The organism is Streptomyces asoensis, assembly GCF_016860545.1.
GTDB lineage: Bacteria > Actinomycetota > Actinomycetes > Streptomycetales > Streptomycetaceae > Streptomyces > Streptomyces asoensis.
This window is the reverse complement of record NZ_BNEB01000002.1, coordinates 1,941,426-1,956,294: the sequence shown is the minus strand read 5'-3', so window position 1 is coordinate 1,956,294 and position 14,869 is coordinate 1,941,426. Positions and strand designations below refer to the sequence as shown.

Sequence of the window (14,869 nt, the reverse complement as noted above, 5' to 3'; positions counted from 1 at the left end):
GGCCGCCCGCTTAGTTCACGACTTGATTTAAATGTTGACCTGTGTCGTCCGGCAAGCCCTCGGACACCAGAATTCGTGCAAGTTGTGCACACCGACGGCGGGTTGACCCGGCGGCAGCTTTCAGCGAATGACGCCGGGAGGCCGCGCGGAGTCAGCCCTGCGGCTTCCCGCCGGGCGCGCCGCAAGAGACCTGGCGACCGTGTGCCGCGCCACCGGCGGAGGGAGGCCGCAGTCACCGCGGAGGTGGCAGACCCCAGGATCCCGGGACGACTCCTACAGGAACGAACCTCCGGATGCGTCGATGCTCTGGCCCGTCACCCAGCGCGCGTCGTCCGAGGCCAGGAAGGCGACGATGTCCGCCACGTCCTCGGGCCGCCCCATCCGCCCGAGCACCGAGTGCGCCGCGTGGGCGGCTTCGCCCTCCGGGTCGCTCCAGCGCTTGCGGTTCATGTCCGTCTTGACGAATCCGGGCGACACCGAGTTGACGGTGATCTGCCGGGGCCCCAACTCCCGTGCCAGCGCCAGGGTGAGAACCTCCAGCGCACCTTTGGCCATCGCGTAGGCCAGCGACTCGGGGAACGCCACCCGAGTGGCGGCCGAGCCGATGTTGACGATGCGCCCCCCGTCACGCATCCGTTCGATCGCCTGCTGGACGAGGAAGACCGGCGCTTTCGCGTGTACGGCCATGAGTCGGTCGAAGTCCTCCGGCCGCACCTCGGCGATCCGACCTGGGACGTTGAACCCCGCGTTGTTGACCAGGACGTCCAGGACCGCGGGCTCGCCCAGCTCCTCGAGCCGCACGTCCAGCTCCTTGAACAGCGCCACGGCGTCACCCGGCTCCCCGAGCAGGGCGCGCACCGGGAAGGCGCGCCCGCCGGCGGCCGTGATCAGGTCCACCGTCTCGCGTGCCGTGTCCTCACGCTGTCCGTAGTGCACCGCCACCAGGGCTCCGTCCGCCCCCAGGCGGCGGGCGATGCCCCGCCCGATCCCTCGTCCTCCCCCTGTCACGAGCACGACTCTGTCCGTCAGACTCCCCATCGTCCCCCCAGGACCACAGACCGCGTACGGCGGCCCACCCGCCGTCCGGGGCCAGTCTCGCCCACCGCACACCGCCCGGTACCGGCCTTCGGACAGCTCGGCAGGCCGGTCCGGGGAAGCAGCATGCGTCAGTCCGCTTCGCCTTCGCCCTGCTTCTTCTGCTTCTGCTTCCCCGGCTTCGACTCCGCCGCCTCCTGGCCCTTCTTGGTGGCATTCGGATTGCCGGGCTTCTTGCCGGCCGACGAGGGCTTCGCAGCGGCCTGCGCCCCGACGTCGGAAGCGCGGCCGGAGGAAGCGCGGGGCACGCCTACGGCGTTCGGGCTCCTGCCTGCGGAAGAGGAAGGGGAGCTCTTCACGGCGGTGACGTCACGGAGGCGACTGCCGGAGGACTCGCGCGTCGAGGCGGAGGGATCGACAGGGGTGGCGGGCGCCGCGTTCGTCTCCGCGGAGCCGCCTTCGGCGTCGGCGCTCCCGGCGGGCCGGCTGACGGCCTGTCGCGTGCTTCCGTCACGACCGTGATCGGGCAGCGCCTCGGTGACGGCCAGCGTGGCCGCCATCGCGGTGACGAGCGCGACGGTTCCTCCGGCCACCAGAACCCGGCGGCGCGCGGGAGCGGCCTTCGCGGCGGTCCGTACCGCGGCAGGCGAGGCGTTGCGGTGCGTGGCGTCGTCGCCGCGCACCGATTCACGGCTCGGCACGATGGCCGCCGTACGGGCCGCGGGCCCGGTGGTCGGCACATGCCCGGAGAGGGGCGTTCCCGCCAGGGTGGCCAGCGTCCGTGCGCAGTCGGGCGCCGACGGACGGTCCTGCTCGTCCAGGGCGGTCATGTCCCGCAGCAGGGTGGCGAGTTCGGCGGGCAGCGCGCTGGGGACGGCGGGGGGACGGTGGAGCCGTGCTATCGCCGCTTCGAGGGGACCGCCGTCGTACTCGAGCCTGCCGGTGAGGCATTCGAGGAGGACGAGCCCGAGGGCGTAGACGTCGACGGGCCGGCCGACGGTCCGGCCCAGCACCTGCTCGGGCGAGAGATAGGCGGCGGTGCCCACGAGCGTGCCGGTGACGGTGTCGGTGGTGGCGTCGACGAGCCGGGAGATACCGAAGTCCGTCAGATAGGGGCGGTCCGACGGGTCGAGAAGGATGTTGGACGGCTTCACGTCACGGTGGACGATCCCGGCCTCGTGGGCGTGAGCCAGGGCCCGGGCGAGGCCGGCGCCCAGTCGCGCGGTGTCGTCGCAGGACAGAGGGCTCTCGGCGATGCGCGCCTTCAGCGTGCGGCCTTCCACCAGCTGCATGACCAGGTAGGCCCGGCCGTCGTGACGACCCACGTCGTAGGCGGTGACGAGCCCGGGGTGCTGCAAGCGGGCGAGGAGCATCGCCTCGCTGCGCAGCCCCTCCTCGGATCCGGCCCCGGCGCCGGGCCGGAAGACCTTCACCGCCACCGCGCGCTTGAGGCGGAGGTCGAAGCCGCGGTGGACGTCCGCCGCGCCGCCCGAGCCGATGCGCGCGTCCAGTCGGTAGCGGCCGTCCAGTATCTCGGTGGAACACCGGGAGGCCAGCACCAGAGCCGACTCGCGCAGCCTCATTCGATCTCCTCATGCTTCGAAGCACCATTGCCGCGCGCACCCGTCCGCCGGGGCCCGCCGCACGCAAGTACCCACGTCACGCGCGCCTACCCATCGAATTGGCTCCGATGATCACCGCCGCGGAGCGCCTGACGACGATCGTGAGTATGCATACGTAATATGCTGACAAATGGGCGGACATCACCTTCCCGATCCGGCGCGCGACCCCTCCGACGGGGATCCTGGCGCCGGCCCCCGCGTCTCCCGTGCCTGGGTGGTCGTCGCGGGCGTCAGTCTGGCGCTGGCGGCTTCGCTCGCGCTGGCGAGTGCGCTGGGCGCGCGTCCGGGCAAGGTGGCGACCTTCGTCGGCGTGCTCGTCGGGGTGAGCGGCTTCCTCGGGTCGGTCGGTCAGCTGCTGCGGGACCGGTTCGCCGGGGTTCCTCGATGGAAACGGGCCGTGTTCGCCGCCGGGGTGGCCGGCGTCTTCGCCGGCACCGTCTTCCTCCTCCTCAGATTCCAGGCTCCGCCTCCCCCGTTGCACCGCCTCACGGGTCCCCGCGATGTCGCCGTCGTCGGCTTCGAGGGCAGCGGGCCCGGGCAGGACCAGCAGGTCCTGGACGACGTCTCCGCGACCTTCGCCCATGATCTGGGCAAGGTCCTCCCGGGCTCGGCCGTGCGCGACTACGCGGCGGAACACTCGCTGCCGCTCGTCCGGCTTCTGCACGGCGACCGTCACGACCTGGAGAACCGGACGGCGAAGTTCGTCGACCGGTCCAACGCGGCGATCCTCCTCGGCGGGATCGTCACGTCGGGCGACGCCGGGCAGACGCTGGTGAGGCCCGTCGTCTACGTGCGCGCGGACCAGGTGACGGACGCTCCGGAGCTCGCCGGTTGGTACACCGGCGAAGCCCTCCCCATGGACGCGGGGTGGCAGTCCGCGTACAGCCGCACGGCCATGGTCTCGGAACTGGTGCGGCGGGCCCGCGGACTGGCCGACTTCACCTCCGCGCTGGATGCCTGGCGGGCCGGGAATGCGGCACAGGCCGAACGTGTCCTGGCCCGGCTGCTGCCGGGCGGTGGCGGCAGCCCGGCGTCCGAGAGCGGCAGCGGATTCGTGACACCCGACCTCGTCCGTCTCTTCCGGGGCCACGCGCTCGAGGACCTCGCCGTCGCGGACCCGGAGAACATCCGTCGCGCGGGACTCGACGCCGCCCGGACGGAGTACCTGGCCATCGCGGACTCCTCTCCGATCCGGTTGCGGGCCAGGCTCAGCATGGCGGACAACACCTATCTGCGGGCGCTCGGACCGCATCCCTCCTGCGCCGAGGGCACCGTGCGCGCGGCAGACCTGGCCGAGGCCTCCGCCTCCTTCAGACGGCTGGCGGACGATCCCGCGTTCACCCGGCCGGGCCGGCTCAAGGCCTCGATCGGCCTGGCCCAGGCGGAGAACTGCCGTGTCAGCGCCGGGCTGGTCGCGGACGACGGCACCATCGAACGGTCGCTGCGACGCGTACGCGGCGCCCCGCGCTCCCCGGACACCAGGTCGCTCGTGGCACTCGCCGCGTCCGTCGCCGCCCACCACGAGCTGCTGTACGACCGGTACGACGCGGCGATCGCCGACCTCAGGCAGGCACTCGCGCTGGAAGCGCGCTTCGCCGTGCGCGCGCTGTGGGAGGCGCAGCTCTCCTCCGTGGCGCTCGCGCACTGCGATTTCGGCACGGCCGCCTCGGCTCATCAGGCGTCGTTGAGCCAGCTGAGCAGCGCCATCCAGACCGGCACCGCGCCCGAGGAGCGCTACGCCGACTACCGCACGGATTACGCATCCCGACTGTCCGAGGCCCGTGCGAGGTGCGGGTCGGGGAGCAGCGGTTGAAACGAGGAAGGAAAGCGACGTGATGAAACAACGGAGACTGGCGGGGTGGCTCGCCCTGCTGTGCGTGACCGCCGCCGCGGGATGCGGATCGGGCGGCGGGACCGGCCCCGCCACGGACGTGGCGACGCGGGTGCGGTCCGCGAGCCCGGTCACGGACCAGGCGATCGGCGCGCGCCCGACGAAGAAGAAGAAAAAGAAGCGCAAGTCAGCGGTGCTGGCCGGGCAGTTGGTCATTCATCCGGGCGCCGGCGGGAGAGGTCCCGACTGCGTCTCGGACCTGGCGCAGCTGCCGCCGGGGTTCGCCACTTCGCCGGCGGTCTGGCTGAGCGGCATGGACGGCCCCACGAGCCTCCCACTGGCCCTGGACACCGCGCTCTGTCTGCACGGATTCTCGGCGGAGAAGCCCGTGACCGTCACGGTCACCGTCGGTTCGCGCGGCTACCGCACCACGGTGTCACCGTCCTCGGCCCCCCTGACGGTGGACCGGGTCGAGCCTCCCGAGACCCTGTTCGACGGACACCGGCTCCAGGTGTTCGACGCGGGGTCGGGCCTGCTGGAAAGTCACGAGTGGGGCTTCGTGCCCCCTTCCGGCGTGCGCGACGACGTCGTCACGGCGGGCGCGGTCACCACCAGCGCGGTACAAGCGGGAACGAGCGCGTCGCACCGGCAGAAGGTGACGGTGTCCGGCACCTCGACTCGGGGGCAGCGCTGGATCACCGGCGCGAAGCACCGCCTGGCCGTCTTCAACTTCGACCAGGACGAGCAGGTTCCGGTCGGCCTCTACCAGCGGTCGGGCTCGTCCGAGAACTTCAAGCTGATGCGCCGGATCGGGTCGGTGACGATGCCCAGGTCACGGATCGCCGTGTTCACGCTCCCTCCGAACGTCACCGAGAGAGGAGACCGGTACTGCGTGAGCGTTCCCCTGGACACCCTGCACGACTGCCCTGCTCCCTGAGCCACCTCCACACCGTGAACGGGGACGGCCCCCGCCGGCCCCCACGGAGACGTGAGCCAGAAGCAACACGGCAACGCACCCGGGACGGCGAAGGCAGGGCAGGGCACAACCCACGCCCTGCCTCACGGCGCCGGCACCACCGTGCCGGGTCTCGCGGGGGCGTACTACGGGCTGGACGCGATTCCGGTCCGTTGGACGCAGCCGCTGCATGTGCCGCTCCCGGGCTTCGGCGGGCGGGTGCCGCGCCTGCCGGACCTGTTCGACCTCGCGTGTCGCCTCGCCTGTCGGTGAGTCGCGGCGCCGGCCGGACGGGCTGTCAGCCCGGGAGGCCGACGGCCCGGGAGATGACCATGTCGAAGGCACGGTCGGGCAGGACGCGGCGCAAGGCGATGAGCGGACGGGCGCCGAAGCCCGTGGCGTAGCGGGTCTTCGGGCGCCGTGCGGTGACGGCCTTGCCGATCGCCTCGGCGATGACGGAGGGCGGGGAATTGCGCTTGGCGTTGGCCTCGGAGCGCAGGGCCGAGGCGACGGCGGTGGCCTGGGCTGCGTAGGCGCCGCCTGCCGAGGACTTCTCCAGCGTGTCCGCGGCGATGCCGCCCCACTCGGTGGCGATGCCGCCGGGCTCGATGACGACGACGTCGACGCCGAAGGGCCTGGCCTCCAGGCGCAGGCAGTCGCTGAGGGCTTCGAGGGCGAACTTGGTGCCGTGGTACCAGCCGCCGAGCGGAGTGTGGATCTTGCCGCCCATCGAGGTGATGTTCACGACGGTGCCGGAGCGCTGGGCACGCATGTGGGGCAGGGCGAGCTGGGCCAGCCGGATCGCGCCGAAGACGTTGACCTCGAACTGGTGGCGGGCCTCGTCCAGCGGGACGTCCTCGAGAGCGCCGTAGGAGCCGTAGCCCGCGTTGTTGACCAGCACGTCGAGGCGGCCGGTCTCGGCGGTGATCTTCTCGATGCCGGCCCGCATGGAGGCGTCGTCGGTGACGTCCATCGCCAGCGGCCGGATGCCGTGCCCGGCGAGTTCCCGCAGGCGATCGGTGCGGCGGGCCGCCCCGTAGACGGTGTAGCCGAGGCGGTGGAGCTCGAGGGCGGTGGCCTCGCCGATCCCGGAGGAGGCACCGGTGACGAGGGCGGTCTTGGCAGGCATGGCAGGGTTCCTCACGACTAAGATGAACTTCGGTTCACCATCTATCCTGAACCCAGGTTCACCTTTACGCAAGTGGAAGGGCAGACGAGTCCCATGACCCAGGCCAGGGCGCCGCGCGCCGACGCGGTCCGCAACCGGAAGAAGATCCTCGCCGCCGCGGGCGAGCAGATCACCGCACACGGCCCCGAGGTCGGCATGGACGAGATCGCCGCCGCGGCAGGGGTGGCCGTGGGGACGCTCTACCGGCACTTCCCGACCAAGACCGACCTCGTCGGGGCCGTCGTCGCCGGGCGCGTCGCCCGGGTCGCGGACGACGCGGAAGCGGCCCTCGCGCGCGTCACCGCCGGCGCCCGGGCCGCGGACGAGCTGACCGCCTTCCTCGGCCGCGTCATCGAGGCCTCCGTGACCGACCGCGCCGTGAAGGCGGCCGCCCGGACCCTCGGCGCCGAACCGGGTGACCACGACGACGAGGACCGTGGCGGCGCCGCCGTCGCGGCCATCGTCCGAGCCGGCCAGGCCGACGGCGACATCCATCCGGACGTCACCGTCGGCGACATCTACCTGCTGTTCTCCACCGCACCCACCGAACAGCCACCCGCGGCCCGCGCCCGTTGGCTCGCCCTCGTCACACCGGGACTGACCACCCGGGCGCGACAAGCGGAGAGCTGACCGACCGGGCCCAGGCGGCCCACCGCCTGCCACCCAGAGGGCAGCAGGCGGTGGGCGGGAAGCGGTAAGCGGCGACACTGGCTCCACGGCGCCCGTTTCCGAACCGTGACGATCACCCTCACCCCCGCCTCCACCTGCACCGCCGCACACCCCGCCACGGCCTGCACACCCGGTGTATACACGGGATGTATACACAGTGTGTAGAGTGAGCGTCATGTCCATCGGTCACACCCTTTTGGGGCTCCTGGAGTCGGGTCCGCGGCACGGATACGACCTCAAGCGGGCCTTCGACGAGAAGTTCGGTCACGACCGGCCGCTGCACTACGGCCAGGTCTACTCGACGATGTCCCGGCTGCTGAAGCACGGCCTCGTCGAGGTCGACGGGATCGAGGCCGGCGGCGGTCCGGAGCGCAAGCGCTACGCGATCACCGACGCCGGCATCACCGACGTACAGCGCTGGCTGGCGACCCCGGAGAAGCCGGCGGAACACCTCCAGTCGACCCTGTACACCAAGGTCGTCCTCGCGCTGCTCACCCGGCGCGACGCCGCCGAGATCCTCGACACCCAGCGCTCCGAACACCTGCGCAGCATGCGGATCCTGACGGACCGCAAGCGAGGCGGCGACCTCGCGGACCAACTGATCTGCGACCACGCCCTGTTCCACCTCGAAGCCGACCTGCGGTGGCTGGAGCTGACCGCCGCCCGGCTCGACCGACTCCGTGAGGCCGTGAAACGATGACGACTTCCACCCCCGGCGCCCTGCTCACCGCGCGCGACCTGCGCAAGGCGTACGGCCCGACCCACGCGCTGGACGGCGCGGAGTTCTCGATACGCCCCGGCGAGGTCGTCGCCGTCATGGGGCCCTCCGGGTCCGGCAAGTCCACGCTGCTGCACTGCCTCGCCGGGATCGTGCCGCCCGACTCCGGATCGATCACCTACGCGGGGCGCGAACTGACGACGATGAGCGATGCCCGGCGCAGCGCTCTGCGCCGCACCGACTTCGGGTTCGTGTTCCAGTTCGGCCAGCTGGTGCCCGAGCTGACGTGCGTGGAGAACGTCGCCCTGCCGCTGCGGCTGAACGGCTCCTCCCGCAAGGACGCCGAGCGGGCCGCGCTCGGCTGGATGGAGCGCCTGGAGGTCGACGACCTCAAGGCCAAGCGCCCCGGCGAGGTGTCCGGCGGCCAGGGCCAGCGCGTCGCCGTGGCCCGCGCGCTGGTCACCGGGCCGCGCCTGCTGTTCGCCGACGAACCCACCGGAGCGCTCGACTCCTTCAACGGCGAACGCGTGATGGAGCTGCTGACCCAGGCGGCCCGCTCGACCGACGCCGCCGTCGTCCTCGTCACCCACGAGACGCGCGTGGCCGCGTACTCCGACCGTGAGGTCGTCGTCCGCGACGGCAAGTCCCGTGACATGGAGCGCGCCGTATGAGTCCTCGCCAGTGGGCCCAGGACCTGGCCCTGGGGGCCCGTTTCGCGCTCGCCGGAGGGCGCGAGGGCTGGGTCCGGATGACGCTCACCGCCGTCGGCGTCGGCATCGGCGTGGCTCTGCTCCTGCTGTGCACCGCCCTGCCCAACGTGTTCGCCGCCCGCGACAGGGTCGAGCACGCGCGCTTCGACTTCACGTTCACCGACAAGGCCCCGCCGAAGGCCGACGACACGTTCCTGATCGCCGACACCGACACCACCTGGCACGACGACGACATCCGCGGCCGGATCGTCGAGCCCGAGGGCCGGCGGGCGCCGCTGCCGCCGGGCGTCGACAGCTTCCCGGGCGCGGGCGAGATGGTCGTCTCCCCCGCGCTCGAGGACCTGCTCGCCTCGGACGGCGCCGAGCTGCTGCGCCAGCGGCTGCCGTACAAGATCACCGGCACGATCGGCGAGAGCGGGCTCATCGGCTCCCACGAACTGGCCTACTACGCGGGCGCCTCGGGACTGAAGCTCACGGACGTCTCCCCGGTGCACCGGCTGACCCGGTACGGCGAACCGGACACGGCGTCAGAGAAGACCGACCCGGTGCTGCTGCTCATGATCCTGGTCGTGTTCGTGGTGCTGCTGACCCCGGTAGCCGTGTTCATCGCCGCCGCCGTCCGCTTCGGCGGCGAGCGCCGCGACCGGCGCCTGGCCGCGCTGCGCCTGGTCGGCTCGGACAGCCGCATGACGCGGCGGATCGCGGCCGGTGAGGCTCTCGCCGGCGCCCTGCTCGGCCTGGTCATCGGCACCGGCTTCTTCCTCCTCGGCCGTTCGACGCTGGGCTCCACCCAGGTTCTCGGCGTGAGCGTCTGGCCCAGCTACCTGGACCCCTCGCCCCTGCTCGCCGCGCTGGTGGCGCTGGCGGTGCCGGTCGCCGCCGTCCTGGTCACGCTGCTCGCGATGCGCGGCGTGGTGGTGGAGCCGCTCGGCGTCGTACGGGCGGCCACGCAGCGCCGCCGCCGGCTGTGGTGGCGGCTGCTGCCGCCGCTCGCCGGTCTCGCGATGCTCTACCCGATGATCGGCAAGGGCCACGAGAACGGCGACTTCAACCAGTACCTCGTCATCGGCGGTGTGATCCTGCTGCTGATCGGCATCACCGCGCTGCTCCCCTGGGTCGTGGAGGCGGTCGTCGTCCGCCTCGGCACGGGAGCGCTGTCCTGGCAGCTCGCGGTGCGGCGGCTCCAGCTGAGCAGCGGCACCGCGGCACGCATGGTGAACGGCATCGCCGTCGCGGTGGCCGGGGCCATCGCCCTCCAGATGCTGTTCACGGGAACGCAGAGCCAGTACACCAAGGCCACCGGCAAGGACCCCGGCCGGGTCCAGATGCAGGTCGACTTCAGCGACCGCAAGCCGCTGTCCGGTGTGGAGCGGGAGTTCGCCGGGGCCAAGGGCGTGCGCTCCGCGGTGGCCCTCGCCCTCTCGCAGTACGGGGACGCGCGTCGCGACCCGGACCACGGCAACGGCATGACGGTGGGCGACTGCGCCGCCCTGCGCGAACTGGCCGCGCTGCCCTCCTGCAAGGACGGCGACGTGTTCGTCACGCGCACGCGGTGCTGCTACGACGACCCCGACAACGCCGAAGAGATCTCCGTGGTGAAGCCCGGTCGACGGCTCTACGTCGACCCGTCGTACGACGACGTCTCCGAGCGCGGCATCGAGGTGCCGTGGACCGTCCCGGCCGGCATCCGGGTGGTGGAAGCGCGCAAGGACTCGCTGATGGACTCCAACAGTCTGCTGGTCACCTCCGGCGCCCTGCCGGCCGAGGCCGTGCCGGCGCTGTTCTCGGACGGGGTCTACCTGCGCCTGGACCCGTCGGTGCCGGACTCACGCGAGTACGTACGCAATGTCGCCGCCCGCGTCGACCCCCTGGCGCACACCTACGGCTGGACGGCGACCCTGGAGGACACCAAGTACGCCTCCATCCGCACCGGCCTGTTCGTCGGCGCCGCCTTCGTGCTGGCACTCATCGGCGCGAGTCTGCTGGTCTCCCAGCTGGAGCAGCTGCGCGAGCGCAGGAAACTGCTCTCGGCGCTCGTCGCCTTCGGCACCCGGCGCCGCACGCTGAGCCTGTCGGTGCTGTGGCAGACGGCCCTCCCGGTCGGACTCGGCCTCGTCCTGGCCATGACCGTGGGCGTCACCCTGGGCTCGGTGCTGCTGAAGATGACCCGCACACCGGTGACCATGGACTGGGCGAGCGTGCTGACCATGACCGGCGTGGGCGCGGCCGTGGTCGGGGTGGTCACGCTGCTCAGTCTGCCGCCACTGCTGCGGCTGATGCGTCCGGAAGGGCTGCGCACGGAATAGCGGCGCCCGCGTCTTCGAAGGGGCTCCTCCTGCCAGGAGGGGCCCCTTCGCGCACCCGGGCGGATCCGGACGGCGTCGGCCGCCGTCGTCGTGCGGACGCCGGTGCGCCGAACGGTACCGGCAGCGCCGGGAACAGCAGGTCCGGTCGACGCTGTTGCACCGACCGAGGGAGCCGAGCCATACGAAAGGACAGGGCGACCGGTGGGTCGTCCGCCCGGAACCGGATCCGGCTCCCGGGAGCGCGGTGGGTACGCTCGCCGCGCACTCGATCACGACGTATCTCTTCTCCGCTGGAGGACCTTTCCATGACTGGCCGCCCTTTGACGCTCATGGCTGTACACGCCCACCCCGACGACGAGGCCACCGGAACGGGAGGGGTCCTCGCCCGGTACGCGGCGGAAGGCATCCGCACGGTGCTCGTGACCTGTACCGACGGCGCTTGCGGTGACGGACCGGGAGGTGTCAAGCCGGGCGATCCCGGCCACGATCCGGCCGCGGTCGCCCTGATGCGCCGTCAGGAACTCGAGGCGAGCCGCGAGGTGCTGAAGATCAGCGATCTGGAGACACTGGACTACGCGGACTCCGGGATGATGGGCTGGCCGAGCAACGACACCCCTGGGTCGTTCTGGCGGACCCCGGTGCAGGAGGGCGCGGCCCGGCTCGCGGACCTCATGCGGCACTACCGGCCCGACGTGGTCGTCACCTATGACGAGAACGGCTTCTACGGCCACCCCGACCACATCCAGGCCCACCGCATCACGATGGCGGCGCTCGACATGACCGATCTGGCACCCAAGGTGTACTGGACCACCATGCCGCGCTCGATGATGGCGCGGTTCGGCGAGATCATGCGCGAGTTCGGCGGGGACATGCCGGAGCCGGATCCCGCCGAGGCCGCCGCGATGGCCGAGATCGGCCTGCCGGACGACGAGATCACGACGTGGGTGGACACCACCGCGTTCAGCGGGCAGAAGTTCGACGCGCTGGCCGCGCACGCCAGCCAGGGCGAGAACATCTTCTTCCTCAAGATGGGCAAGGAGAAGTTCGGCGAGCTGATGGGCATGGAGACCTTCGTACGGGTCCGGGACACCACCGGCGCCCCGGTACCCGAGACCGACCTCTTCGCCGGACTGCGCTGACCCCTGCGGCAGGCCCGCCCCTCCCGTGCGGCCCGCTCCGTCCCCGGTCGCGGGGGCGGGGCGGGCCGTCGTCATGAGTGCGCGGGCTCGGGGCACCCGCACGGTCATGAAGACGAAGTCGGCAAGTCGTGTGCTGCCCGCGGCCGTTGTGCTGGTGGTCCTCCCCTTCGCCGTGTCCTGCGACGGCCAGGACCACCGAGGAGCCGACGGTTCGGCCCTTGCCGCCGGTTCGCCCGCCCTCCTGCGATCCGGCAACCACCTCGTCGTCACCACCGGGAACGGGCTGGTCCTGCGCCCCGCCGACGGCCGCCGTGTCACCGTGGACGAGCGGGCGCGCGTCGACTGGTCGCACGACGACGACACCTGGACCCTCGACCTGTCCTGCGCAGACCCCGGGCGGGAGCCCGACGCGCAGGAGTGCCCGCGGATGCCCGTCGTGAGGATCCCGGACGGTGTGAGCGTCACGGTCCATGCGCGCAACGCGGGCGTCGACGTGGCGGGGGTCGCCGCGGCGCTGGACGTCACGACCGTCAACGGCGACGTGACGGCAACCCGTGCGGGCCGGGACGACGCGCCGGTCCGGCTCGCCACCCGCAACGGCTCGGTCCGTGCGACGGCGCTCGACGCCGGCCGGGTGGACGCGACGACCACCAACGGCGACGTGTCCCTGGCATGCGCGACCGCGCCCTCCGACGTGACCGCGGCCACCACCAACGGCTCCGTCGGCGTCACCGTGCCGCACGACTCCCCCGCGTACCGGGTCACCGCAGGTACGGACAACGGCCGGGCCACGGTCGGCGTGCCCACCAGCTCCGCCCGCAAGGGTCCGGCGATGACCCTGACGACGGTCAACGGTGACGTCGGCGTGCGCCGCGGCTGACGCTGTCCGGGGCCGCCGGCGGTCCCGGCGGCGGACGGCACGGGTGCGTCCACGGAGTCGCACAGGCGTGCCGCCCGCCACCCGATCGGTGCGTCCGCGCGGACCGCGCGAAGCGCGGCCGCGATGCCCGCGAACCGTCCCCGTGCCGCGGCGGCCGCCGACGCGTCCTCGCGCCCCGGCCGTTGCGAGGGAAGACCCCGAGGGCCGAACGGATCGGGCCGAGCTGCGCAGACGACGGAAGCGACCGCCGTGGACGGAGGGCGCCCAGTCCGCTGCTCGCTGCGCGCGGCGGCGGAGGACCCGGCCGTCCCGCGCATATATGTGACCGCCGGAAATCCTCGGGCGTGGACGCCGGTCGACCGTCCGAGCCGGTCCTCGGCGGCGGCCGGACAAGGGGGCCTGTCGCGGGGCGGCGGACTGTGCGACGCTGCAAGGACAACCAGCTCGGCCCGGCGGACGGGCCGCGCCGCCCTCGTGGGTCACGTCGTGGCCGGGACGCGGTACGGACGTCCTCCTCGGCCGTACGCGCCCCACGCCGCGTGCTTGGCGTCCTCCCCCCACGGAGGGCGTGATGGGCTCGACCCCGTCAGAGGGGTGGCCAGTGAACGTCCTCGACGTGACGACCGACCAGTACTCCAGCCACACCGTGATAGCCGTCGCCGGTGACATGGACCTCCGGACCTACCCCGAACTCGCGCAGGCGGCGTCCCTCGTCCCGCCGGACTGCACGGCGCTGGAGGTGGATCTGTCGGGGGTGTCGTTCATGGACTCCAGCGGTCTGAACCTCCTCCTGCGGCTGCGCCGGAGCCTTGAGACCGCCGGCGGCCGCTTCGTCGTCACCGGACTGCGGCATCAGCCGAGGCATCTGCTCGTCCTCACCGAGACGTACGCGCTGCTCACCACCGGCACAGGTGACGCGGCGGAAGGATCCCGCCGAAGAGGGCCACGGCTGCCTCCCGGTCGACGCGACCGGTGAGCGCGACCCGTGATCCCGGCCCCGGAGCGGTCAGGTGCCGGCCGGTCCGGGCGCGCCGGCGCGGAGTCCGTCCATGACGAGGTCGAGGAGCCGGGCGGCGCGCGGGCGCCAGTCGTCGGTGGGCGCCATCTGCCACAGGCCGCCGATGGCGAGGACCAGGTCGTCGGGGGTCATGCCCGGCCGGATGGTGCCCGCCGCGTCGTTGGCGCGCAGGAGGGTGTCGGCCGCGTCGGTGACGGGGGTGTGCGCGGGCTTCGCGGGGCCGCCCGGTGCGCTGGTGGCGAGGCGGATCGCGTCGGCGAGTCCGGCCTTGGTCATGGCGAATTCGGCCAACCGGTCCATCCAGGCGCGCAGGGCCAGGTCCGGCGGCAGCTCGTCGAGCAGCTGGACGGCGCTGTCGGCGACCTGACGCATCTCGTGGCGGTAGATCTCCAGGACGAGGGCCTCCCGGTTGGGGAAGTTGCGGTAGAAGGTGCCCTGTCCGACACCCGCCTTCTTGGCGATCGCGCTGAGGGGGGCATCGGGGCACCGGGTCAGCTCGGTCAGGGCGACCTCGAGGATGCGCTCACGGTTGCGTTGTGCGTCCGAGCGCAGGGGCGCGTCCTTGTTGTGCTGCACTCGACTCTCCTCGGGGGCGCGTGGCCGAACCCCACCCTTGCTAAGCGGACAGCTGTCCGTTAGGTTTCCCGGTAGCGGACGATTGTCCGGTTGGGTTCACCATAGCTCCGGCCGGGTCCGCGCGGGAGTCCGCGGACAGCGCCGGCGCCGTCCCGTGCGCCACTCCCGCCCACCAGCAACGACACACCTCGGCGGTCGCCAGGTCCCGGCGGCCGCCCCACCCGGGTCACGGAAGCGCGAAA

At 72.3% G+C, this 14,869-nt stretch carries 13 protein-coding genes and 1 pseudogene; 10 read left to right on the top strand and 4 right to left on the bottom strand.

Features of this window, described 5'->3' with window-relative positions; translation table 11 throughout:
• Positions 1–273: 273 nt before the first annotated feature.
• Both Saso_RS11625 and Saso_RS11620 read right to left on the bottom strand, forming a co-directional pair.
• Positions 274–1,038: an SDR family oxidoreductase gene (locus Saso_RS11625; protein ID WP_189919160.1), complete on the bottom strand. Its 765-nt coding sequence runs from the start codon at positions 1,036–1,038 to the stop codon at positions 274–276.
• A gap of 128 nt (positions 1,039–1,166) precedes the next feature.
• Positions 1,167–2,618, bottom strand: a complete 1,452-nt coding sequence (locus Saso_RS11620) for a serine/threonine-protein kinase (RefSeq protein WP_189919159.1) — start codon at positions 2,616–2,618, stop codon at positions 1,167–1,169.
• 169 nt (positions 2,619–2,787) lie between these two features.
• Between Saso_RS11620 and Saso_RS11615 the strand changes: the two genes are divergently transcribed.
• The 3 genes and pseudogenes from Saso_RS11615 to Saso_RS11605 form a co-directional block, all read left to right on the top strand.
• Positions 2,788–4,470: a hypothetical protein gene (locus Saso_RS11615; RefSeq protein WP_189919158.1), complete on the top strand. Its 1,683-nt coding sequence runs from the start codon at positions 2,788–2,790 to the stop codon at positions 4,468–4,470.
• Between the two features lie 22 nt (positions 4,471–4,492).
• The gene (locus Saso_RS11610; RefSeq protein WP_189919156.1) at positions 4,493–5,425 is read left to right on the top strand and encodes a hypothetical protein; all 933 of its coding nucleotides are present in this window, start codon (positions 4,493–4,495) and stop codon (positions 5,423–5,425) included.
• A gap of 147 nt (positions 5,426–5,572) precedes the next feature.
• Positions 5,573–5,716: pseudogene (locus tag Saso_RS11605) on the top strand (ADP-ribosylglycohydrolase family protein); the annotation flags it as partial.
• Between the two features lie 25 nt (positions 5,717–5,741).
• Here the strand turns inward: Saso_RS11605 and Saso_RS11600 are convergent.
• Positions 5,742–6,572, bottom strand: a complete 831-nt coding sequence (locus Saso_RS11600) for an oxidoreductase (RefSeq protein ID WP_189919154.1) — start codon at positions 6,570–6,572, stop codon at positions 5,742–5,744.
• Between the two features lie 93 nt (positions 6,573–6,665).
• On the opposite strand from Saso_RS11600, the gene Saso_RS11595 reads away from it, so the two are divergent.
• The 7 genes from Saso_RS11595 (at position 6,666) to Saso_RS11565 (ending at position 14,009) form a co-directional block, all read left to right on the top strand.
• Positions 6,666–7,241, top strand: coding sequence for a TetR/AcrR family transcriptional regulator (locus tag Saso_RS11595; protein ID WP_189919152.1), 576 nt, complete (start codon positions 6,666–6,668; stop codon positions 7,239–7,241).
• Between the two features lie 214 nt (positions 7,242–7,455).
• Positions 7,456–7,980 (top strand): PadR family transcriptional regulator, encoded by a 525-nt coding sequence (locus Saso_RS11590; protein ID WP_189919150.1) that lies wholly within the window; start codon positions 7,456–7,458, stop codon positions 7,978–7,980.
• Positions 7,977–8,669, top strand: coding sequence for an ABC transporter ATP-binding protein (locus Saso_RS11585; protein ID WP_189919148.1), 693 nt, complete (start codon positions 7,977–7,979; stop codon positions 8,667–8,669). The genes Saso_RS11590 and Saso_RS11585 overlap by 4 nt, the downstream gene beginning before the upstream one ends.
• Positions 8,666–11,014, top strand: a complete 2,349-nt coding sequence (locus Saso_RS11580; protein ID WP_189919146.1) for an ABC transporter permease — start codon at positions 8,666–8,668, stop codon at positions 11,012–11,014. Before Saso_RS11585 ends, Saso_RS11580 begins: the two co-directional genes overlap by 4 nt.
• A gap of 305 nt (positions 11,015–11,319) precedes the next feature.
• Positions 11,320–12,153 (top strand): PIG-L family deacetylase, encoded by an 834-nt coding sequence (locus Saso_RS11575; protein ID WP_189919144.1) that lies wholly within the window; start codon positions 11,320–11,322, stop codon positions 12,151–12,153.
• A 106-nt stretch (positions 12,154–12,259) separates the two neighbouring features.
• Complete coding sequence (locus tag Saso_RS11570) at positions 12,260–13,033, top strand: DUF4097 family beta strand repeat-containing protein (RefSeq protein WP_189919142.1); 774 nt, start codon at positions 12,260–12,262, stop codon at positions 13,031–13,033.
• Between the two features lie 601 nt (positions 13,034–13,634).
• Positions 13,635–14,009: an STAS domain-containing protein gene (locus Saso_RS11565; protein ID WP_229901129.1), complete on the top strand. Its 375-nt coding sequence runs from the start codon at positions 13,635–13,637 to the stop codon at positions 14,007–14,009.
• Between the two features lie 30 nt (positions 14,010–14,039).
• On the opposite strand, the gene Saso_RS11560 is transcribed toward Saso_RS11565, so the two are convergent.
• Positions 14,040–14,627, bottom strand: coding sequence for a TetR/AcrR family transcriptional regulator (locus Saso_RS11560; protein ID WP_189919138.1), 588 nt, complete (start codon positions 14,625–14,627; stop codon positions 14,040–14,042).
• Positions 14,628–14,869 lie beyond the last annotated feature (242 nt).